This window comes from Micromonospora arborensis (genome assembly GCF_003205615.1).
GTDB lineage: Bacteria > Actinomycetota > Actinomycetes > Mycobacteriales > Micromonosporaceae > Micromonospora > Micromonospora arborensis.
On record NZ_PYBV01000018.1, the window covers coordinates 1 to 20,706 of the forward strand.

Genomic DNA, 20,706 nt, shown 5'->3' on the forward strand with positions numbered 1-20,706 from the left:
GGCCCGGCCCGGCACGGCCAAGCGCGGGCGCGCCGCGCGGCGGGCAGGATGGGATCGAGCTGGACCAGGCTCGGCCCGCACTATGCCCGGCCGAAGCCGAACCTGACAGGGCACCGGACCGGGCACGGCGGCGAGCCGGACACGCGACGGGCACCGCATCGCCGGACCACACACGACGACGGGCGCCGAATCGCCCGGACCACACACGACGACGGCGCCGAATGGTCCGGACCACACAGCGACGGGCGCCGCTCCCGGGGGGTCCCGGGGGCGGCGCCCGTCGTACTGCCGTGGTTGAGCGTCAGTGCCGATCGATGTCGCTTGCGATGTCCTCGCGGTAGCTGGCCCCGCCGTCCGACTCGCTGGTGAGCGGCTTGGCACCACCCTCCGGCGGGCCGGCCAGGCTCTGGCCGGCGGCCAACTCCGGGAACTTCGCGTCGAACGCCGGCCGCTCGGAGCGGATGCGCGGCATCCGGTCGAAGTTGCGCAGCGGCGGCGGGCTGCTGGTCGCCCACTCCAGCGAGTTGCCGTGACCCCAGGGGTCATTCACCTCGACCACCGGGCCGGTCTTGTACGACTTCCAGCAGTTGTAGATGAACGGCAGCGTGGAGATACCGGTGATGAACGCGCCGATCGTGGAGATCGTGTTCAGCGTGGTGAAGCCGTCGCTGGGCAGGTAGTCGGCGTACCGGCGGGGCATGCCCTCGTTGCCGAGCCAGTGCTGCACCAGGAACGTGGTGTGGAAACCGATCATGGTGAGCCAGAAGTGAATCTTGCCCAGGCGCTCGTCGAGCATCCGGCCGAACATCTTCGGGAACCAGAAGTAGATGCCGGCGAAGACCGCGAACACGATCGTGCCGAAGAGTACGTAGTGGAAGTGCGCCACGACGAAGTACGAGTCCGACACGTGGAAGTCGATCGGCGGGCTGGCCAGCAGCACACCGGTGAGACCACCGAAGAGGAAGGTGACCAGGAAGCCGACCGCCCAGAGCATGGGCGTCTCGAAGCTGATCTGGCCCCGCCACATCGTGCCGATCCAGTTGAAGAACTTCATACCGGTCGGCACTGCGATCAGGTAGCTGAGGAAGCTGAAGAACGGCAGCAGCACCTGGCCGGTGGCGAACATGTGGTGCGCCCAGACGCTCATGGAGAGCGCGGCGATCGCGACGGTCGCGGCGACCAGACCCTTGTAACCGAAGATCGGCTTGCGGGAGAAGACCGGGATGACCTCGCTGATGATGCCGAAGAACGGCAGCGCGACGATGTACACCTCGGGATGCCCGAAGAACCAGAACAGGTGCTGCCAGAGCATCGGCCCACCGGTCGCCGCGTCGTACACGTGGGCGCCGAGGATGCGGTCCGCGGCGAGCGCGAAGAGCGCGGCGGCCAGCAGCGGGAAGACCAGGATCACCAGAAGACTGGTGACCAGGATGTTCCACGTGAAGATCGGCATCCGGAACATGGTCATGCCGGGCGCCCGCAGGGTCAGCACCGTGGTGATCATGTTCACCGCGCCGAGGATGGTGCCCAGACCGGAGATGGCCAGACCCATGATCCACATGTTGGCGCCGACGCCGGGCGAGTGCTCGACGCTGCTCAACGGCGCGTACGCGAACCAGCCGAAGTCAGCAGCGCCACCCGGGGTGAGGAAACCGGCGGTCGCGATCGTGCCGCCGAACAGGTACAGCCAGTAGGCGAAGCTGTTCAGGCGGGGGAAGGAAACGTCGGGCGCGCCGATCTGGATCGGCACGATGTAGTTCGCGAACGCGAACACGATCGGCGTCGCGAAGAACAGCAACATGATCGTGCCGTGCATCGTGAAGAGCTGGTTGTACTGCTCTGGCGACAGGAACTGCAGCCCGGGTCGGGCCAGCTCAGCCCGCATGATCAGGGCCATCAGGCCACCGATCATGAAGAACACGAACGCGGTGATCATGTACATGATCCCGATTTGCTTCGCGTCCGTGGTTCGCAGCAGCCGCGCGATGGCCGACCCCTTGACCGGCTCCCGGACCGGCCAGGGCCGGGTCACGACCGGCTTGGGTGCGACGGTGGTCACGAGTGGCCTCCGGTTCTCGGTTGTCCCGCTCGGCACACGCTGGTTATCGGCGGGCCGTCATCCGCAAGGAGGATAGTCCCCGGCAGGTCGCAACGCCGCGTGGGGTGGCGTGACACGATCTCCAACGGGGCTACAGCGGGCCGAGCAGGAGCCGGTAGTGCTCCCCGAAGATCCGGCCGCCGCGCCCGCGCAGCAGCGGGTCGCGCAGCGCCGGCGGCACGTCCCTGGTCCGGTTGCGGTCCCGGGTCCGGTCCCGCACCCACCGGGTACGCGGACGGCGACGACTCTCGTACGCCACCAGGGCCGCCTCCACACTGCTGGCCGCATGCAGCGATTCCGCCAGCACCACGGCGTCCTCCAGTGCCATCGCCGCGCCCTGGGACAGCGTGGGCGCGGTGGCGTGCGCCGCGTCGCCGACCAGCAGCACTCTGCCCCGGTACCAGCGGCCCAGCTCCACCTCGTCGGTGATCCCGACGTGCACCCCGTCGAGTGCCGCCAGCACCTCGGGCACCGGGCCCCGGTAGTCGGCGAAGAGTTCACGCAGCCGGGCCAGCGGGTCGGTGGGCGCCTCGGTGCCGGCCTCGTCGGCGTAGAGGTGCAGCCGCCCGGCGCCGATCGGCACCATCAGGAACCCGGAGCGCTGGCCGAGCAGGGCGGTCCACTCGGTGACCGGTGGGCCGTCGCGCAGCACGGCCCGGTAGACCACCTGACCGACCGGGCGGGGCGGCCCGCCGAGCGCGGCCAGGGCGCGGACCGAGGAGCGCGGGCCGTCGGCGCCGATGACCAGGTCGTACTCGGTGGTGGTGCCGTCGGTGAAGGTGACCCCGACCGCACCCGGCAGCAGCTCCAGGGTGCGGACCTCGGCGCCGTGCCGGACGGCGCCGCCGGCGCCACTGAGCAGGACCCGGTGTAGGTCGGCCCGGGGCAGCGCCCGGCATTCGCCGACACCGGCCCAGAGGGTGTCGAGGTCGACCTCGCAGAGGTGCGCGCCGGTGGCGTCGAAGAAGTGCTGCCGGTGGATCACCTGCCCGAGCGGGCGGACCGGATCGTGCAGACCGAGCCGGTGCAGCGCGCGGGCGGCATTGCCGGGCAGGTAGAGGCCGGTTTCGGTGGACTCCCCCGGTGGCAGCTTGTCCGTGACGTCCGGCCGGAAGCCTGCCAGGCGCAGCGCCCGGGCCACGGCCAGGCCGGCGATGCCCGCGCCGACGACGAGGATGCGCAGGGGGGAGCCACCCATGGTGGTGTACGCCTCCGGAGGGGGAGCGGAACGCGTTGGAGGCAACACGCTACTCGGAGCGATCGGTGCACGCCAGGCCCGATCGGTCCGCGTGGAGCCGCTCGTCGGCGACCCACACCGCTTGGCCGGCTGCCCGTCGCCGCCCGTCCGGCGGGGCATGGCAATCCTCACATTTGGCGTGTTCGGCCCGTCCGGTTGCGCAAGAGTTTCAGACATGTAAATGTGTCATCGAGCGTGGGAGCGCTCCCGCATCCGCCCGTCCACCGACTACCGTCCGGCGCCCGGGCACGCGCCGCAGTCAAGGAGCGTCATGAAACGTCCACTTCGGGCCATGGTCGCCGCCGGCCTGCTGCTCAGCGGCTCGATCGTCGCCGTGGCTCTCGGCGGCAACGCGTCCGCCGACACCCAGATCTGCGAACAGTACGGCTCGGCCGTCATCCAGGGCCGCTACGTGGTGCAGAACAACCGCTGGGGCACCACCGCCCAGCAGTGCATCAACGTCACCAGCAACGGCTTCGAGATCACCACCCTGAACGGCAGCAGCCCCACCAACGGCGCACCGACGGCGTACCCCTCGGTGTTCTTCGGTTGTCACTACACCAACTGCTCGCCCGGCACGAACCTGCCGATCCAGGTGTCCCAGATCAGCAGCGCCACCAGCAGCATCTCCTACCGGTACGTGAGTGGCGCCACCTACAACGCCTCGTACGACATCTGGTTGGACCCGTCGCCCAAGCGGGACGGGGTGAACCAGATGGAGATCATGATCTGGCTCAACCGGCAGGGCCCGATCCAGCCCATCGGCTCGGTCGTCGGCACCACGAACCTGGCCGGCCGCACCTGGGAGGTCTGGCGGGGCAGCAACGGCTCCAACAACGTCATCTCGTACGTCGCGTCGTCGGCGATCTCCAGCCTGAACTTCAGCGTGCTGGACTTCATCAACGACACCCGCAACCGGGGCGCGATCACCAACTCCTGGTACCTGACCAGCATCCAGGCCGGCTTCGAGCCCTGGCAGGGCGGCGTCGGCCTCGCGGTGACGTCGTTCTCGGCCAACGTCAACGGTGGCGGCCAGCCACCGACCAACCCGACGACCCCGCCGCCGAGCGGTGGCGCGAGGTGCGCGGTGAAGTACACGGCCAACTCGTGGAACAACGGCTTCACGGCGGACGTGCAGATCACCAACACCGGGTCCAGCGCGATCAACGGTTGGACGCTCACCTACAGCCTGCCCAGCGGGCAGCAGGTGACCAACGCCTGGAACGCCACGGTGAGCCAGAGCGGATCGACGGTGACCGCCCGCAACACCGGCCACAACGGCTCGGTGGCACCCGGGGGCACGGCCAGCTTCGGCTACCAGGGCACCCTGAGCGGGTCGTACTCGTCCCCGACCAGCTTCTCGCTCAACGGGGCGACCTGCTCCCGCACCTGAGCCGACACCACGACGTGCGGGGGCGTGACCGTCCAGGTCACGCCCCCGCACGTCGCTGTGCGCGGGCCTGACCAGACTGACGGCGCGACGATCCGCGCGGCCACCCCGGCGAGGTCGCGGGTGAAAGAATCACGCTTAACTATGCATTAATATTATCTCAGTACCTTCCGAACATGTCGGTTATAACGCTATTTCGGTACGATGTCCCCTCGTCGATCGTTGTCTTCCTGATCGCCATCCCGTTGTCCCTCGGCATCGCTGCCGCCTCCGGAGCACCGCTGTTGGCCGGGCTGATCGCCGCCGTCGTGGGCGGGATAGTCGCCGGCGCGCTCAGCGGCGCGCCGCTCCAGGTCAGCGGGCCAGCGGCTGGGCTCACCGTGATCGTCGCGGGCACCATCGCCGAGTTCGGCTTCGCCGGCACCGCCGCGATCGTGACCGCCGCCGGGCTGCTGCAGATCCTGCTGGGCATCACCCGCCTCGGGCGGGCCGCGCTCGCCCTGTCGCCAACAGTCGTACACGGAATGCTGGCCGGCATCGGCCTGGTCATTGCGCTGAGCCAGATCCACGTAGCGCTCGGCGGCGCGCCCCAGAGCTCCGCGTGGGCGAATCTCCGTGACCTACCCGGCCAGGTCGCCGACTACCACAGCGTGTCCGTGCTGCTCGGCGCGCTGACCATGACGCTGTTGCTGATCTGGTCACGTCTGGTCAAGACCACCATGCTGCCGGCGACCCTGGTGGCGGTGGTGGTTGCCACTGTGGTCGCGACGGCCCTCGGTGCCGACGTGCAGCGGGTGAATCTGCCCGCCAACCCCTTGAGCGCGCTCACCTTCGCCCGCTGGCCCGACTCACCGCTGTGGGAAGTCCTTCCGGCGGTCATCACCATCGCCCTGGTAGCGAGCGTGGAATCTCTTCTCTCGGCGGTGGCCGTCGACCGCCTGCACGACGGCGCACGAGCGAACCTCGATCGTGAACTCATCGCTCAGGGCGCCGCGAACGCCGTATCCGGAACGCTCGGCGGCCTCCCGGTCACCGGCGTCATCGTGCGCAGTTCGGCCAACGTCGCGGCCGGGGCACGCACCCGCGCCTCGAGCATCCTGCACGGAGTCTGGATCGCCGGGTTCGTGCTGGCCGGCGCCGTACTGCTGGAAATGATCCCGATGGCCGCGCTCGCCGCCGTCCTGGTGGTGGTCGGCCTGCGGCTGGTGAGCCTCGCCCAGATCCGCACGTACGCCCGACACCGGGAGTTGCCCATCTATGTGATCACCGCGGTCGGCGTGGCCGCGACCGACCTGCTCATCGGGGTCGGGCTGGGCATGGCGACGGCGGCGCTCTTCATGGTGCGGCGGTTGGCCCGGTGCGACATTCACGTCACCGAGCCGAACTCCGACACCTGGCTCGTGTCGATCACCGGAACACTCGCCTTCGTCGCCTCCGGACGACTCACCCGCCGACTCGCCGCCCTGCCCCCGGGGAAGCACGTCGAACTCGAACTACACCTGGACTATCTCGACCACGGCGCCTACGAGACCATCCGCGACTGGCAGGCGTCCTACACGCGGTCCGGTGGCAAAGTCCAGGTCAGCGAGGTACACGGCTCGTGGTTTCACCGTGCGGGCACCGACGGGCTCGGCACCGGCAAACGCACCGCCCCGTGCGTGACTCGGGGTCGTCAGTCTCCGGATGCGCACGGGCACGTTGCACCGCCCCTCGCGAAGCCTCGGGTTCCCTGAAGTCGGGGCATCCTCGCACGTGGGACACCCCGACTTCCGGGAAGTCGAGTCGATCAAGCCGCGGCGGGGCCGTCGAGGTCAGACGCGGGTGAGGCGTACGGCGTCGGCGATGACCAGACCGGTGGTGTTGCTCCACCGGCTCACGCCCACCCGGTTGGCGTCACCAGCCGGCAGCGTGAACGTGCCGAGGACCCGCCACTGCCCACCGGTCGCCCGCTGGTCGACGCGTACCGTCTGGTTACCGGTGCTGGTGGCGATGATGTATGGGGCCGCGCTGTTGTAACCGGAGTTCGCCGGCCACCAGGCCTCGACGCGGTAGCTGGCGGTGGCCGGGACGTTGAACCGGTACCACGCGACGTCGCTGGCGGCGACCGGGTCGGCGTACCGGTAGTCGGCGCCGTACCGCTGGCTGGAGTACGACGACACGCCCCAGTTGGCACTGGCGGTGAAGCGGCCGCTGGTGGTGTTGTCCACGGTGGAGGACCAGGCCGTGCCGCCGGCCATCTTCGCGGCCACGTCGGCCCGCATCACGTTCAGGTCGATGAACGACGGGTCGATCTTGCCGGTGGTGCTGGTTTCCCGGTGCCCCCGGGCATAGCTGCTGTCGCGACCCAGCCGGGTGAGCACGGCGGCGGTGGCGGCGAGCGAGGCACTGTACTGCGCGCTGGTCATCTCCTGGCTGACGCCGTTGTAGTCGATCTCCCACCCGATCATCAGGGTGTTGCCGTCCCCCGCCGGGATCGGCCCACTGCCGCCGCTGACCCCGGCGTGGTTGCAACGGCCGGCCGAGATGACGTGGAAGACGCCGTTGTAGTCGACGAGCGCCTGACAGAGCGGGCCGGGCAGGTCGGACCGACCGTTGATGCAGATGCCGAGGGCCGGGTGTGGGTTGCTGGCGCTGGAGGTCGAGGCGGTGTGGTGCCAGAGCACCCCGATGGGGTCGAAGGAGCCCGGTCGCATCCGGTTGAGCCAGTCGCCCTCGACGACGACCTGGACCCCGGCGGCGCGCAGCACGTCCACCAGCCAGGGGATCGTCGCCATCAGGCGTCCTGGAGCAGGTCGGCGAGGCACTCGGCCTTCGGTGCGGCGCTCGCCGGGGCGGGTCGGGAGACGACGGTCAGCGCGGCGGCCACCAGGGCGGGAATGCCGAGCACTCCGCGACGGCGCAGACGGATGGATGGTGAGCGGGCCATGGCGATCCTCCAGCGAGGGCGGGTTCGATCGGATCGACGATCGTGATGACGGCACGCTATACCGTCACAAACGTCGATGTCGATAGCCTTCACGGCCGAGTCGCGAGCTGAAGAAAATCGCCGATTCAGACCCTCAGTTCTGCGGCGCCGGGTCGGAGACCAAGCCGAGGATCGCGCCCAGGACGGCCAGGAAAACGTTGCGTGGCTGCTTGTGCAGCCAGACCAACACGTCCCGGTCGATCTGAACCTTCACGCCGCCTCGCCGTTGGCCCGGTCGGCCAGCAGCGCCTCCACCTCACGGGGATCGACCCCGAGCGACTCCAGCGCCGCCGACAGCGGCACGAACTGGCCTTCAGTACGGGATTGGGCGATCACCGCCGAATCCCGGCGGTCTCGGAACGCCTCAATCTCCTCCCACTCGTCGATGCCGACGAGCACGGCGACCGGCCGTTCGTACTTGGTGATGATGACCGGCTCACCGGTGCGCTCAACCCCGTCCAGCACCCGACCCGCGCCATCACGGAACTCGCGCAACGTGATCCTCTCCATACACACGACTGTACCACGCGGTACCGCGTGGCTCCATTACTGAACAAGCGGGACAAGCCGTGGCCTGTCGGCACCGCCGCTGACCGAGCCGCTGGACTAAGAACACCGACCTTTGAAGGAAGTCGCCGATTCAGACCTCGCCGAGCGCGTCGATGTCGCGCATCTCCTCCGCTGTCAGCGAGAAGTGGAAGACGTCGAAGTTGGCGGTGATCCGCTCCGGGGTCACCGACTTCGGGATCACCACGATCTCGTGGTCGATGTGCCACCGCAGCACCACCTGCGCCGGGGAGGCATCGTGCGCGGCGGCGATCCTGGTCAACACCGGGTCGCTGAGGTCGCTGGTCTTGAACGGGCTGTACCCCTCCAGCACCACGCCCCGATCCCGGTGCTCGGCGTGCCGCTGCCGGTCGTACAGCGCCGGGCTCCACTTGATCTGGTTGACCGCCGGGTTCTCCTCGGTCGACTGGATCAGCTCGTCGATCTCCGCGGTGCTGTAGTTGCTGACGCCGACCGCCCGGGCGAGATTCCCGTCCCGCGCGGCGAGCAGTTCGCGCCAGAGCGGGATGCTGTCCCCCGGCGACGACGGCGGCCAGTGGATCAACCAGAGGTCCACGTATTCGACGCCGAGCGCCTCCAGGCTGGCCTCCAGCGTCTGTCGCTCCCGGCCCACCCGGTCCGGCGGGAGCTTGGTGGTGATGAAGACGTCCTCCCGGCGCAGCCCGCTCTCCTGCACCGCCCGGCCGACCTCCCGCTCGTTGCCGTACATGGTCGCGGTGTCGAGGTGCCGGTAGCCGGTGTCGAGCGCGGCCAGCACCGCCTCGTAACCGGCCTGGCCGGTGGCCTGCCAGGTGCCGAAGCCGAGCAGGGGCATCCGCACGTCCCCGGGAAGCAGGGCGGTGGGCTGGTCGGTGAGGTCCATGAGGTCCGTTCTACCCCGCCGAGCCCTCGCCCGCCGAGCGAACCGGACACTCCGGCATCCCGCACGATGGTCCGGTCTGGCGGAGAATACGGGTGTGACCGACCGGCTGGAGGAGTACCGGCGACGACGTGACGCGGCACGTACGCCTGAGCCGGTGCCCGAACGGAGCCCCGCGGTGGCCGGCCCCGACGGCGACACCGCCCGTTTCGTCATCCAGCAGCACCACGCCCGCAGCCTGCACTGGGACCTGCGCCTGGAGCACGAGGGCGTGCTGGCTTCCTGGGCGGTGCCGCGTGGCCTCCCCCGTGATCCGGGTCGCAACCACCTCGCCGTACACACCGAGGACCACCCGATGGAATACCTCGACTTCGCCGGCGAGATCCCCGCCGGTGAGTACGGCGGCGGCCGGATGGTGATCCACGACCGGGGCACCTACCGGTGCGAGAAGTGGCGTGCCGACGAGGTGATCGTGACGCTCTCCGGTGACCGGACGGCCGGCCGCTACGCCCTCTTCGCCACCGGAGGGCGGGACTGGATGGTCCGGCGTACCGATCCGGCGCCGCCGGGTTGGACGCCGATGCCCGACCTGGTCCGCCCGATGCACGCCACGCCCGCCGCCGGGCTCCCCCGCGACCGTGCCGCCTGGGGGTACGAGCTGCGGTGGGACGGGGTCCGGGCGATGGCGTACGTCTCCGGCGGCCGGCTGCGGCTGCTCTCCGAGACCGACGAGGAGATCACCGGCGGGTACCCGTGGCTGCGTGCGATGGCCGAGGCGCTCGCGCCCACCGAGGCCGTGCTCGACGGTGTGCTCGTTCGTATCGACGGTGCCGGCCGGGTGCGCCCGATCCGACCGGCCAGCGGCAGCCGAGTTCCCGCGGGCGCCCAGTACCTGGTCGTCGACCTGCTCTGGCTTGAGGGCGTGAGCAGCGTCGACGTGCCGTACGCGCAACGCCGGGAGCTGCTCGATGGGCTGGCCTTGGCCGGTCCGCACTGGCAGACTCCGCCGTGGTTCCCGGGCGCGGGCGACGAGGCCCTGCGCGCCGGCCGGGAGCAGGGCCTGCCGGGCGTGGTCGCCAAGCGGCTGGACTCGGCGTACGAGCCGGGGCGGCGCAGCCGACGCTGGCAGAGCATCGACGCGGTCTGACGGCGAGGAGCGACGTGTACCTGACCCACCTGGAATGCCCGCGCTGCGGGCGGGAATCCGCGGCCGACACAGTGCAGAACCTCTGCGAGTGCGGCTCTCCGCTGCTGGCCCGCTACGACCTGCCGGCGGTGGCGAAGGCGGTCACCCCGGAACGCTTCGGACTTCGCCCGGCCGACCTGTGGCGCTACCGGGAACTGCTGCCGGTCGGCGACCCACGGCACGTCACGACGCTCGGGGAGGGCTGGACGCCGCTGCTGCGCGCCCCGACGTACGGCGCCGAGATCGGCATCGCGGACCTGATGGTCAAGGACGAGGGGTTGATCCCGACCGGTTCGTTCAAGGCGCGTGGCGCGGCGGTCGGTGTGAGCCGGGCCCGTGAGTTGGGCGTCGAGCGGATCGCGATGCCCACCAACGGCAACGCCGGGTCAGCCTGGGCGACGTACGCCGCGCGGGCCGGGATGGGTGCGACCATCGTCATGCCGCTGGAGGCGCCGAGCATCTGCCGGCGTGAGTGCGTCGCCGCCGGGGCCGACCTGCGCCTGATCGACGGGCTGATCAGCGATGCCGGCCGGCGGGTGGCCGAGCTGATCGCGGCGTCGGACGGGGCGATCTTCGACGCCGGCACGCTGCGCGAGCCCTACCGGTTGGAGGGCAAGAAGACGATGGGGTACGAGATCGTCGAGCAGCTCGGCTGGCAGGCGCCCGACGTGATCATCTATCCGACGGGTGGCGGTGTCGGCCTGATCGGCATCCACAAGGCGTTGCACGAGCTGCGCGAACTGGGCTGGATCGGCGACAAGCTGCCCCGGCTGGTGGCGGTGCAGTCGACCGGTTGCGCGCCGATCGTGCGGGCGTTCGCCGCCGGCGAGGACCGGGCGCAGCCGTGGGCGGACGCGCAGACCGTGGCGTTCGGAATCACCGTGCCGGCGCCGCTGGGCGACGAGCTGATCCTGGCGGCGCTGCGGGAATCGTCCGGCACGGCTGTCGCCGTCGACGACGCGGACATCCTGGCGGACCTTCGGGACTTCGCCGCCCGGGAGGGGCTGCTGCTCTGCCCGGAGGGGGCGGCCTGCCTGACGGCGGCACGGCAACTGCGCGCCGGCGGGTGGATCCGGGCCGACGAGCGGGTGGTGGTGCTCAACACCGGCTCCGGGCTGAAGTATCCGGACACGGTCGACGTGTCCGGCGTACCCCTGCTGGTTTGAGGTGGCGGGCACCCCGCGGACCGTGCCGACCGCGGGGTGCCGTCTGTCGCAGGATTCCGGCCGGGAAGGCACGCCGACCGGTCAGTAGCTGTCCGGCCGGGTGATCCGCCAGGCCGCGTTGATCAGCCCGATGTGGGAGAGCGCCTGCGGGGTGTTGCCGAGCTGCATCCCGCTGGACAGGTCGATCTGCTCGCTGAACAGCCCCACGTCGTTGGAGTACCCGGCGACCCGCTCGAAGAGCGCCTCGGCCCGCTGCTGCTCACCCGTCATCACCAGGCACTCCACCAGCCAGAACGAGCACAGCAGGAATCCGGCCGGGTCGGTCGTCCACCGCCGCAGCAGTCCGCCCTCGGTGCCCAACTCGCGCTCGACCATCGCGATTGTCGAGCGCATCCGTGGGTCGGTGGCAGGAAGGAAGTGCGTGACCGGCAGGGCGAGCACCGAGGCGTCCAGCTCCGGCGATCCGAACGCACCGGTGAACGCCCCGATTCGCTCGTTCCACCCCTCGCGCAGCACGGTGTCGCGAATCTCGTCGCGGATCTTGGCCCAGCGACGTGGGTCGGCCCGGTCGCCGAGCCGGTCGGCGAGCCCCACCGCCCGGTCCATGGCGAGCCAGCAGGCCACCTTGGACGAGACGTAGTGGCGCTCCTCGCCCCGGGTCTCCCAGATGCCCCGGTCCGGCAACCGCCACGTCGAGGCCACCTGCTCGGTCAGCCCGAGCACCATCTCGCACAACTCGCCCTCGAACGTCGCGCCGAGGTAGTCGCGCAGGCGCCACACCGCGGACATCACCTCACCCGGCACGTCGAGCTGCCGCTGCCGCCAGGCGTCGTTGCCTACCCGCACAGGCCTGCTGCCACGGTATCCGAGCAGGTGGGAGCAGTGGTGCTCGGAGATGTCACGCTCTCCCTCCAGTCCGAAGAGCACCGGAACGGGCTCGTCGCCGAACCGGCCGATCGAGCGGGTCGCCCAGGCGAACAGCCGGGACGTCTCGTCGGGACAGGCCGCCACCCAGAGCGCCCGCATCGTCAACGAGAAGTCCCGTAGCCAGGAGTAGCGGTAGTCGTAGTTCCGGTCGCCGCCGATCTGCTCCGGCAGCGAGGACGTCAGTGCGGCGGCGACCGCGCCACTCCGGGCGTAGGTGAGGCCGGTCAGGACCGTCGAGCTGTGTTTGACGAGGTCGGGGTAGCGGCCGGAATACCCGTGCGTCTCCCGGAACGCCTGCCACGCCTGTGTGGTCTCGGCGAGGGTGGCCAGCGGGTCGACCCGGGCCGGCGCGTCGCCGTACGCCTCGCCGAAGGCCACGTCAATCCCGATCACCTGACCGGCGGAGACCTCGAACTCGTGGGTCACCCGATCGGTGCCCGCTCGCAGGTGCAGACCCCCGGCTCGCAACATCAGCACGATGGGGCCGGCGCCGGCCAGCACCCCGCCGTCCGGCTGCTCGTGCAGGTACGGCGTGAGCAGGCCGTACTCCGGGCGGGGCGCGAAGTCCAGCGCCATCCGCACCCGGCCCGACAGCCCCTGGACCACCCGGATCAGGACGGCGGGCGAGTTCTTACCCAGCTCGTGGGCGCGGGCGCCAACCTCGGCGGCCAGGGCGTCGACGACCGCCACGCTGCCGTGCGGAGTGTGGTGCACCGTCCGCAGCACCAACGTGTCCGGCAGGTACGCGCGTTCCACCCGGTAACCCTGGCCGCCGACACCGACCGGCGCCAGCTGGAAGTGGCCAGCCCCCGGGTCGAGCAGCCGCGCGAACACGGACGACCCGTCGAACCGGTCCGGGCACCACCAGTCGACCGAACCGTCCTTGCCGACCAACGCCCCCGAACGGGAGTCCGACAGGAACCCGTAGTCGGAGATCGGCGGCTGCTGCTGCTCCACCCGCCGGGGGTACCCGCGCTGGCCCGGATCAGGCTCCGCCGGATCACTCGCCCGGCGGCTCGTCCCTGCCCGCCGCCTCGGCCGCGTCGGCCTCCTCCTTGGTCCGGTGTACGGCCTTGTCGGCGTGCTCCGGCGGCCCGTAGACGGTGTACAGCACCAGCGGGTTGGGGCCGGTGTTGACGAAGTTGTGCTTGGTGCCCGCCGGCACCACGACCAGGTCGCCCGCGACGACCTTGCGCTTCGCGCCGCCGACCTGGGCCTCACCGATGCCACTGACGAAGGTCAGGATCTGGTCGATCTCCTCGTGCACCTCCTCACCGATCTCCCCACCGGGGGGAATGGTCATGATGACCAACTGGGTGTGGTCCCCGGTCCACAGCACCCGCCGGAAATCCGGGCTCTTCTCAGCAACGGTCGCGATCGTGAAGTGCTCCATGCCCGCGCTCATACCCCGTTCGGCAGCGCGCCACGCCGGGAAGCACAGAGGGTGGAATTCCCCACGGTCGGGAGGTTTGGATTCGCGCAGGCCGGGGATCGATGACTCTGACCGGCGCGAATGGCCGGTCGAGCCAGGTCCCCGCTGGCGTACCGCCGAACGGCTGCGGTGGTGGGAGACGGCCAGAGCGCGGCGACGTTCCGACCACGGTCGAAGCGGCGCCGTGCGCTCGTTTCGACCCGCCGGGCGGCCTCAGGCTCGCCTACTGCCGCTCAGTGAAGCCGAACTGGATGATGCCCTCGTCGTCGACGGTGGCGTCCACCGACGCGTCCCCGAGCAGCTCGGCGGCATCCTCGTCCAGGAAGATCCGGGCACCCTGGTTGTCGACCACTTGATCGCCCTGCACCGGCTCGGGCACCAACTCGACCGTGAGCGAGCCGGCGTCGGCATCGGCGGCGATGCGTACTCCGCCGTCCTGGGCGACGTCCTGCTGATTCGCGAGGTCGCGGATGACGAGCACGGCGTTATCGGTCATGGTGAGCATTGGCGGAACTCCTCGCGGATTCTCGGCTCGCGGTCGGGAACTGCGCAGACCGGACAGTCGGCCCGCGTACGAGCACACGTGGGAGGCGACAGGAGGCGAACGGTCGTCGCCGTCGCATCGAATCGGGGCAGCTGAGGGCCCCTTCACTCCCCACCGTGCCCGGTGCTGGACCATCCGTCAAATAGACGCAGGTCAGTCGAGAGCGGTGGCCGAGGCCGGCCGGGCGCGGTTGTCACCGTTGCGCCGCCGGGCCGGCGCCGTGCCGATGACAGACGGGGATTCCGGCGATCACCATCGGAACTGTGTTTACGCTGCGCTTATGAGTGATTACCGTCGGTATGCGGCCGAGTTGCTCGGCACCCTGCTGCTGGTCTTCTTCGGAGTGGGTAGCGCCGTCGCCGCGCGGATTGACGGCGGTGTGGTGGTGGTCGCGCTGGCCTTCGGGTTCGTGATGGTCGCCCTCGTCTACACGATCGGCCCGCTGTCCGGCAGCCACGTCAACCCGGCGGTGACGCTCGGTGTGCTGCTCTCCGGAAAGATCTCGGTGATCGGCGCGGTGGCGTACTGGATCGCTCAGTTCGTCGGCGCGACCGTCGCCGCCTTCGCGCTCTGGGCGCTGACCCGGTGGGGTGACGTGGCGGACCAGACCGGGGCGCTGGGCACGAACGGCTACGGCGCGCACATCAACCGGGGCGGCGCCGCCGTGCTGGAGATCGTTCTGACCTTCCTCTTCGTGCTGGTCGTCCTGGTGGTGACCAGCCGCAGCGAGAATCCGGGCACGGCAGGGCTGGCCATCGGGCTGGCTCTCGCCGTAACCCAACTGGTGGGCGTGACGCTGACCGGCGCCGCGGTCAACCCCGCCCGCGCGTTCGGCCCGGCGGTGTTCGAGGGTGGCGTGGCCCTGCGGCAGCTCTGGGTGTTCATCGTCTTCCCGCTGCTCGGCGGGGCGCTCGCCGCGCTGGTCGCCCCAATGGTCATGGGAGCGCAGCGGCACTACTGGGGTGGCCACGACAAGTCGGTCGGCCGACCGGAAGAGCCCAGCCGGTAATAACCTACGCCCGAGGCCCTTTTCCGGCGAATACCTTCGTGACAGCATCTGCGCATGCATCGCCGTCACTTCCCCCGGGCCCTCGCGCTGCTCGCACTGGTCGCCACCGCGGCCACCGCCGGAGCGCCCGGTGCCACGGCCGAGTCGCCCACCCCCGCGACCACCCGACTGCACGACACCATCGACACGATCCTCGCCGACACCCGACTTGCTGGCGCGCAGGCGTCGGTCGTCGTGGTCGACACCAGCACGGGACAGACGCTCTACGACCGCAACGGTGACCGCCGGCTGGTCCCCGCCTCCAACACCAAGCTGCTGACCTCGACGGCGGCCCTTGAGCTGCTCGGCCCGGGGCACCGCTTCGCCACCGACGTACAGACGACCGGCAAGCGCCGCGCGGGCCTGCTCTCCGGCAACCTCTACCTCCGCGGCGGGGGTGACCCGACCATGCTCGCCGCCGACTACGACGCGCTCGCCGCGCAGGTCGCCGCCGAAGGCGTACGGGTGGTCACCGGCAACCTGGTCGCCGACGACACCCGGTACGACCACACCCGACTCGGCCCCGACTGGACCTGGGACGACGAGCCCTACTACTACGCCGCCCAGGTCTCCGCGCTGACCGTCGCTCCGGACACCGACTACGACGCGGGAACCGTGATCGTGCACGCCGCACCGGCCGACCGGGCCGGCGCCCCACCGGTGGTCAGCACCACCCCACCCACCGGGTACGTCCACATCGACAACCGCGCCAAGACGGTCACCGAGGGCGAGACGTCGATCTCGATCGAGCGCGAACACGGCGGCAACACCGTCGTGGTGACCGGCCAGATCGCCGTCGGCGACGAGCCCGCCAGCGACTGGGTGACCGTCTGGGAGCCCACCGGCTACGCCGCCGACGTGTTCCGGGCGGCGCTGCACCGGCACGGCGTCCGGGTACTCGGTCGGACCGTGCTCGGCCAGCCCACCCCGGAGACGGCCCAGCCGGTGGCGCGGCACGACTCGATGAGCCTGGGTGAGCTGATGACGCCGTTCCTCAAGCTCTCCAACAACGGGCACGCCGAGGTGTTGACCAAGGAGATCGGCCGGGTCCTCTCCGGCTCGGGCACCTGGACGGCCGGACTCACCGCGATCAGCGAGTACGTGGCCGACACCGGGATGGACACCGGGAGGCTGCGCCAGCGCGACGGCTCGGGGCTGTCCCGGCGCAATCTGGTCCCCGCCGCGGAGTTCGTCGACCTGCTGAGCGCCGTCCGCGCCGAACCGTGGTTCGCCACCTGGTACGCGGCCCTGCCGATCGCCGGGCAACCCGAGCGGTTCGTCGGTGGCACCCTGCGCAGCCGGATGGCCGGCACTGCGGCGGCGGGCAACGTGCACGCCAAGACCGGCAGCCTGACCGGTGTCTCCGGGCTTTCCGGCTACGTCACCAGTGCCGACGGCCGGCTGCTGGCGTTCTCCATTCTGCTGAACAACTACCTGACCGCGTCGGTCAAGTCGTTGGAGGATCAGATCGCCGTGGCGCTGGCCGGGTACCGCGAGGGCGCTGCGACCACGGCACGGGTGGCACCGCCGGCGGTGCCGGAGACGCCCCGCACCCCGGAGGGCGTCGAGTGCTCCTGGGTCAAGCCGATCACCTGCTGAGCGGCGGCCGGGAGGCGCACCCGCGCCTCCCGGCCGGACGCGGACTCAGGCTGGACGGTCCGGTGGGGGGACCACCGCCGTCGGGTCGCCGCGCTCGATGAGCGCGGCGATGTCGGCAGCCCGCAGCCCACGCAGGGCCAACACCCGGGTGCCCCAGCGGTGCAGGCGGCACGGGTGTGGGCTGGCATCGTTACGGCACACCACTCCCCCGGACCACCGCTGGGGGGCGTGCACCACCACCGCCCGTACTGCGAACTGGGTGTCCTCGCCCGTCACGTACGGCGGCAGGGGAATGTCGCGGAGCACGTCGCCTCCACACTGGATGGTCGGATGGGGACAGCAGAAAGTTACGACCTCCTCGGCCGTAGGCGACGGACAAACTGTCCCGCTGTGCGATCGGTCGGTCAGCGAACCGCCACTGCCTGGAGGCCGACGTTGCCGCAGCGCGGGGTGAAGACCTTCTCGACGGTCCAGGTCAGCAGCAGTCGGGCACCCTTCGGCACCGTGGACCGGATCGTGAACTGAGCACTCTGGCTGGTGTACGGATCCTCCAGCACCGCGGCGCTGGAGGGCCCACCCGTGGACAGCCGCACCTCGAGGCGCCCCCGGGCCATCCAGATGCCCCCGTAGAGCTGGACCGTGCGCGGCTCACCGCTGCCCGCGATGGCGAGGGTGAACCCATTGCCGGCACCGCAGGTGTAGACGCCGTTGGACCTGCCCCTCGCCGACCGCTCCGACGAGCCGTCGGACCAGCGGACGGACTCCTGGTTGCCGTCCCAGCCGACCCGGGTGCCGGCGCCACCCGCGTCGACGATCTCCCCGGAGCCGGCGCGCTTACGGACCGTCAACCTGCCGCCACGCTCCCCCCAGTGCATCCAGTCCCGGGTGCCCACGGCGGTGAGGTCGACCTCCGCGGGCATCTCCCCCCGCGTCACCGACAGCACCACCGGCCTGGGCGACGCCGGTGGCGCGACGGGCGCGCTGGCCGACGGTGTCGGGTCGGGCGAGGGTGGGCGCTGGCGCGGACGCAGGCCGGGCATCGCCGGCCCCGCTTCGACGGTGCGCCCGTCGGTGGCCGGGTGACCGGTGGGACGGGCGGCACCGGCGGGCACGTCGCCCGAGCCGCCCGCCTGGTCGTCGCCGGGCTTCGAGTCGGGCCGACTCGCGAGGTACGAGATCAACACCACCAGGCAGACGAGTACGGCGACTCCCTCCACCGCCCAGCGTCGCCGCTGCCGGGCACGGGTAACCCGGCGCAGCGCGGTGCGGCTCTGCGCCTGCGCGCGGTCTTCGTCCGCCACCGACCCCTCCACCTCCACCGCCCGGCCGTCGTCGTCGGCCGGCACGGTCCACACCGTCCACTGTGGGCCGTTTCAGGCTCGTACCGGTGTGGACGACACGCTAGATCCGGACTGCCGGACGTGTCCAGCCCGCCACCGGACGCGGTCGGACAACCTCGCCCGCCGGGACGGGATCGACCGGATCGCGAACGCCCTTTCGGGTCAGCCGATCCGGAAACCGAGCAACTGCGCGATGACGACAGCCTGCTCCACGTCGACGATGGCACCGGCCCGTTCGACGACCGTCGGGTCGAGCGCGGTGAGATCGCTGCCGCGCAGGTCAGCACCGCCGAGCCGCACGTTGAGCAGTTGCGCCCCGGACAGGTCGACACCGGTGATTGTCGCCCCGGTGAGATTGGCCCTGGTCAGGTCCACCTCGCGCATCCGCACGCCGGTCAGCCGGACGCCCCGCAGATCGGCACCGGGCAGCGCGACGAAGGACCAGTCGCCGCCGTCCACGGCCAACGGGCGCAGGTCGCACTCGACGAAGGTGCTGCCGACCAGCTTGCAGCCGGTGAACTCGGCCTCGAAGAAGTTGCACCGCCGGAAGACGCATCGGGTGAAGGCGGAGTCGACGTGCCGGGAGGCGTTGAACTGCACGTTGCCGAACGTGCAGCCGGTGAAGACCGCACCCCGGCTCACCGCCTCGGTCAGGTCCACGTCGAAGAACTCGCAGCCCACGAAGTGCCGGTCGGTCAACTCCTCGCCGTACCAGTCCTCGTTGCGGAAGGTCGCGTCCTCGGTCAGCTCCGGCATCCGGCCAGGCTAGTGGGCGCCAGCGACACCCTGCGGCCGGCAGGTCTGGTGGCGGCCCCCTTCCGGCAGCGGCGTACCGGCTAGTAGGTTCGGCAACGTGAGTGTGGCTCGGAGCACGGACCCGGATCAGATCGGTTTCGACCCGGCGCGGTTGGCGCGGATCGACGAGCACTTCGGCAGGTACGTCGACGACGGCCGGCTGGCCGGCTGGCAGGTGGTCGTCACCCGTCGCGGCGAGGTGGCGCACTCCTCGACGTACGGGCTTGCCGACCGGGAGTCGGGAGCGCCGGTCGAGGCCGACACGCTCTGGCGGATCTACTCGATGACCAAGCCGGTCACCTCGGTCGCGGCGATGATGCTGTGGGAAGAGGGCCGCTTCGAGCTGACCGACGAGATCAGCCGGTGGCTGCCGGAGTTCGCCGACCTGCGGGTCTACTCCAAGGGATCGACACTCAAGCCGTACACCGTGCCGGCGGTCGAGCCGATCCGGGTCTGGCACCTGCTCACCCACACCGCTGGCCTGACCTACGGCTTCATGCAGACCTCGGTGGTCGACGGGCTCTACCGGGCCGCCGGCTACGACCTGTATCCGCCGGCGGACGTCGACCTCGCCACCGCGTGTGCGGCCTTCGGCGAGCTGCCGCTGCTGTTCCAGCCCGGCTCGGCCTGGGGCTACTCCGTCGCCACCGACGTGCTCGGCCGGCTCGTCGAGGTGATCTCCGGGAAGAGCCTCGACACGTTCTTCGCCGACCGGATCTTCGGCCCGCTGGGCATGACCGACACCCGCTGGTGGGTGGACGGCGACGAGGCCGGGCGGCTGGCCGCACTCCACGTACCGGATCCGCGCAGCGGTCGGGCGGTCCGTCACGACAGCCTCGGCGCGCTCGCGTACCGCAAGCCGGTCCTGCTGTCCGGCGGCGGCGGGCTGATCTCCACCGCGCCCGACTACCACCGTTTCACGCAACTGTTGCTGCGCGGCGGCGAGCTGGACGGGGTTCGGCTGCTCGGGCCGCGCACGGTGCGGTTCATGACCCGCAACCACCTGCCCGGTGGTCAGGACCTGGGCACTCTGTCCACCGGTGGCTTCGCCGAGTCGACCCTGGACGGGGTCGGCTTCGGCCTCGGGTTCGCGGTGGTCGACGACCCGATTCCCAGCCGGGTGCCGAGCAGCGTCGGCGAGTACTACTGGGGTGGGGTGGCGAGCACCGCGTTCTGGGTGGACCCGGCCGAGGAGATCACCGCGCTGCTGTTCACCCAGCTGATGCCGTCGAGCACCTACCCGCTCCGCTCCCAGCTGCGCCAACTCGTCTACGCCGCGCTGGTCGACTGACCGGGACGACCGTCGGGCCGCTCGGCGCGGACCTCCGCAGACCCGGCGGCAGCGACGCCGGACGGTCGAACTGTCGACCCCACCCGTCTGTCGCCGCCGCTGTAGAGCTGCCCCAGATGTGGGGCAGCGCGGCGACAGCCACCGCCCGGCGGACGCGCCACCCCCGAAGCACGCCGCCCCGAAACGCAGCCCCCGAACGCCTCGCCCCGAAACGCAGCCCCCGAACGCCTCGCCCCTGAACGCAACGCCCCCGGACGCCTCA

The 20,706-nt window shown here is 70.6% G+C and carries 19 protein-coding genes and 1 pseudogene; 7 read left to right on the forward strand and 13 right to left on the reverse strand.

What is annotated here, in order from left to right:
• Nucleotides 1-301: 301 nt before the first annotated feature.
• A complete protein-coding gene (gene ctaD, locus C7C45_RS15230) occupies nucleotides 302-2,059 on the reverse strand; it encodes an aa3-type cytochrome oxidase subunit I (protein ID WP_110564329.1) in 1,758 nt (585 codons plus the stop codon).
• Nucleotides 2,060-2,189: 130 nt separating this feature from the next.
• Nucleotides 2,190-3,296 (reverse strand): FAD-dependent monooxygenase, encoded by a 1,107-nt coding sequence (locus C7C45_RS15235; protein ID WP_110564330.1) that lies wholly within the window; start codon nucleotides 3,294-3,296, stop codon nucleotides 2,190-2,192.
• Nucleotides 3,297-3,606: 310 nt separating this feature from the next.
• Here C7C45_RS15235 and C7C45_RS15240 point away from each other — a divergent pair, with 310 nt between their 5' ends.
• Both C7C45_RS15240 and C7C45_RS15245 read left to right on the forward strand, forming a co-directional pair.
• Complete coding sequence (locus C7C45_RS15240) at nucleotides 3,607-4,728, forward strand: glycoside hydrolase family 12 protein (RefSeq protein WP_110564331.1); 1,122 nt, start codon at nucleotides 3,607-3,609, stop codon at nucleotides 4,726-4,728.
• Nucleotides 4,729-4,901: 173 nt separating this feature from the next.
• A complete protein-coding gene (locus C7C45_RS15245; RefSeq protein ID WP_110564332.1) occupies nucleotides 4,902-6,458 on the forward strand; it encodes a SulP family inorganic anion transporter in 1,557 nt (518 codons plus the stop codon).
• 78 nt (nucleotides 6,459-6,536) lie between these two features.
• Here C7C45_RS15245 and C7C45_RS15250 read toward each other — a convergent pair whose 3' ends face one another.
• The 5 genes and pseudogenes from C7C45_RS15250 to C7C45_RS15260 form a co-directional block, all read right to left on the reverse strand.
• Nucleotides 6,537-7,499 (reverse strand): golvesin C-terminal-like domain-containing protein, encoded by a 963-nt coding sequence (locus tag C7C45_RS15250; protein ID WP_110564333.1) that lies wholly within the window; start codon nucleotides 7,497-7,499, stop codon nucleotides 6,537-6,539.
• On the reverse strand, nucleotides 7,499-7,651 hold the full coding sequence (locus C7C45_RS34070; RefSeq protein WP_167454725.1) for a hypothetical protein: 153 nt from the start codon (nucleotides 7,649-7,651) through the stop codon (nucleotides 7,499-7,501). Before C7C45_RS34070 ends, C7C45_RS15250 begins: the two co-directional genes overlap by 1 nt.
• A gap of 136 nt (nucleotides 7,652-7,787) precedes the next feature.
• Nucleotides 7,788-7,904, reverse strand: a pseudogene (locus tag C7C45_RS35860) (type II toxin-antitoxin system RelE family toxin); the annotation flags it as partial.
• Nucleotides 7,901-8,200, reverse strand: a complete 300-nt coding sequence (locus C7C45_RS15255) for a type II toxin-antitoxin system Phd/YefM family antitoxin (protein WP_208641177.1) — start codon at nucleotides 8,198-8,200, stop codon at nucleotides 7,901-7,903. The pseudogene C7C45_RS35860 and the gene C7C45_RS15255, both read right to left, overlap by 4 nt.
• 130 nt (nucleotides 8,201-8,330) lie before the next feature.
• Nucleotides 8,331-9,119: an aldo/keto reductase gene (locus C7C45_RS15260; RefSeq protein ID WP_110564334.1), complete on the reverse strand. Its 789-nt coding sequence runs from the start codon at nucleotides 9,117-9,119 to the stop codon at nucleotides 8,331-8,333.
• Between the two features lie 94 nt (nucleotides 9,120-9,213).
• On the opposite strand from C7C45_RS15260, the gene C7C45_RS15265 reads away from it, so the two are divergent.
• Nucleotides 9,214-10,263: a DNA polymerase ligase N-terminal domain-containing protein gene (locus C7C45_RS15265; RefSeq protein ID WP_110564335.1), complete on the forward strand. Its 1,050-nt coding sequence runs from the start codon at nucleotides 9,214-9,216 to the stop codon at nucleotides 10,261-10,263.
• Between the two features lie 14 nt (nucleotides 10,264-10,277).
• Nucleotides 10,278-11,468, forward strand: coding sequence for a threonine synthase (locus C7C45_RS15270; protein ID WP_110564336.1), 1,191 nt, complete (start codon nucleotides 10,278-10,280; stop codon nucleotides 11,466-11,468).
• An 81-nt stretch (nucleotides 11,469-11,549) separates the two neighbouring features.
• On the opposite strand, the gene C7C45_RS15275 is transcribed toward C7C45_RS15270, so the two are convergent.
• The 3 genes from C7C45_RS15275 to C7C45_RS15285 all read right to left on the reverse strand — a co-directional run bounded on the left by C7C45_RS15275 (nucleotide 11,550) and on the right by C7C45_RS15285 (nucleotide 14,332).
• A complete protein-coding gene (locus C7C45_RS15275) occupies nucleotides 11,550-13,352 on the reverse strand; it encodes a glycoside hydrolase family 15 protein (RefSeq protein ID WP_110564337.1) in 1,803 nt (600 codons plus the stop codon).
• A 43-nt stretch (nucleotides 13,353-13,395) separates the two neighbouring features.
• Complete coding sequence (locus C7C45_RS15280; RefSeq protein WP_110564338.1) at nucleotides 13,396-13,788, reverse strand: cupin domain-containing protein; 393 nt, start codon at nucleotides 13,786-13,788, stop codon at nucleotides 13,396-13,398.
• 262 nt (nucleotides 13,789-14,050) lie between these two features.
• Nucleotides 14,051-14,332, reverse strand: coding sequence for an adhesin (locus C7C45_RS15285; protein WP_110564339.1), 282 nt, complete (start codon nucleotides 14,330-14,332; stop codon nucleotides 14,051-14,053).
• A gap of 319 nt (nucleotides 14,333-14,651) precedes the next feature.
• Here C7C45_RS15285 and C7C45_RS15290 point away from each other — a divergent pair, with 319 nt between their 5' ends.
• Both C7C45_RS15290 and dacB read left to right on the forward strand, forming a co-directional pair.
• Nucleotides 14,652-15,380: an MIP/aquaporin family protein gene (locus tag C7C45_RS15290; RefSeq protein ID WP_110564340.1), complete on the forward strand. Its 729-nt coding sequence runs from the start codon at nucleotides 14,652-14,654 to the stop codon at nucleotides 15,378-15,380.
• 54 nt (nucleotides 15,381-15,434) lie between these two features.
• Nucleotides 15,435-17,018 carry a D-alanyl-D-alanine carboxypeptidase/D-alanyl-D-alanine endopeptidase gene (dacB, locus tag C7C45_RS15295; RefSeq protein ID WP_110564341.1) on the forward strand — a complete coding sequence of 528 codons (1,584 nt, stop codon included), beginning with the start codon at nucleotides 15,435-15,437 and terminating at the stop codon, nucleotides 17,016-17,018.
• Between the two features lie 45 nt (nucleotides 17,019-17,063).
• Here dacB and C7C45_RS15300 read toward each other — a convergent pair whose 3' ends face one another.
• The 3 genes from C7C45_RS15300 to C7C45_RS15310 all read right to left on the reverse strand — a co-directional run bounded on the left by C7C45_RS15300 (nucleotide 17,064) and on the right by C7C45_RS15310 (nucleotide 19,114).
• Complete coding sequence (locus C7C45_RS15300; protein ID WP_244200393.1) at nucleotides 17,064-17,324, reverse strand: hypothetical protein; 261 nt, start codon at nucleotides 17,322-17,324, stop codon at nucleotides 17,064-17,066.
• A 98-nt stretch (nucleotides 17,325-17,422) separates the two neighbouring features.
• Entirely contained in the window at nucleotides 17,423-18,364 is a 942-nt protein-coding gene (locus C7C45_RS15305; protein ID WP_244200394.1) for a hypothetical protein, read from the reverse strand.
• Between the two features lie 156 nt (nucleotides 18,365-18,520).
• The gene (locus tag C7C45_RS15310) at nucleotides 18,521-19,114 is read right to left on the reverse strand and encodes a pentapeptide repeat-containing protein (RefSeq protein ID WP_110564343.1); all 594 of its coding nucleotides are present in this window, start codon (nucleotides 19,112-19,114) and stop codon (nucleotides 18,521-18,523) included.
• 97 nt (nucleotides 19,115-19,211) lie between these two features.
• Here C7C45_RS15310 and C7C45_RS15315 point away from each other — a divergent pair, with 97 nt between their 5' ends.
• Nucleotides 19,212-20,444 carry a serine hydrolase domain-containing protein gene (locus C7C45_RS15315; protein ID WP_110564344.1) on the forward strand — a complete coding sequence of 411 codons (1,233 nt, stop codon included), beginning with the start codon at nucleotides 19,212-19,214 and terminating at the stop codon, nucleotides 20,442-20,444.
• Nucleotides 20,445-20,706: the final 262 nt, after the last annotated feature.

Bases quoted from the DNA above. Each gene is read 5' to 3' on its own strand.
- C7C45_RS15260 (WP_110564334.1), bottom strand. From the start codon at position 9,119: ATGGACCTCACCGACCAGCCCACCGCCCTGCTTCCCGGGGACGTGCGG.
- C7C45_RS15245 (WP_110564332.1), top strand. From the start codon at position 4,902: ATGTCGGTTATAACGCTATTTCGGTACGATGTCCCCTCGTCGATCGTT.
- C7C45_RS15255 (WP_208641177.1), bottom strand. From the start codon at position 8,200: ATGGAGAGGATCACGTTGCGCGAGTTCCGTGATGGCGCGGGTCGGGTG.
- C7C45_RS15240 (WP_110564331.1), top strand. From the start codon at position 3,607: ATGAAACGTCCACTTCGGGCCATGGTCGCCGCCGGCCTGCTGCTCAGC.
- C7C45_RS15280 (WP_110564338.1), bottom strand. From the start codon at position 13,788: ATGGAGCACTTCACGATCGCGACCGTTGCTGAGAAGAGCCCGGATTTC.
- C7C45_RS15290 (WP_110564340.1), top strand. From the start codon at position 14,652: ATGAGTGATTACCGTCGGTATGCGGCCGAGTTGCTCGGCACCCTGCTG.
- C7C45_RS15285 (WP_110564339.1), bottom strand. From the start codon at position 14,332: ATGCTCACCATGACCGATAACGCCGTGCTCGTCATCCGCGACCTCGCG.
- C7C45_RS15250 (WP_110564333.1), bottom strand. From the start codon at position 7,499: ATGGCGACGATCCCCTGGCTGGTGGACGTGCTGCGCGCCGCCGGGGTC.
- C7C45_RS34070 (WP_167454725.1), bottom strand. From the start codon at position 7,651: ATGGCCCGCTCACCATCCATCCGTCTGCGCCGTCGCGGAGTGCTCGGC.
- C7C45_RS15235 (WP_110564330.1), bottom strand. From the start codon at position 3,296: ATGGGTGGCTCCCCCCTGCGCATCCTCGTCGTCGGCGCGGGCATCGCC.
- C7C45_RS15310 (WP_110564343.1), bottom strand. From the start codon at position 19,114: ATGCCGGAGCTGACCGAGGACGCGACCTTCCGCAACGAGGACTGGTAC.
- dacB (WP_110564341.1), top strand. From the start codon at position 15,435: ATGCATCGCCGTCACTTCCCCCGGGCCCTCGCGCTGCTCGCACTGGTC.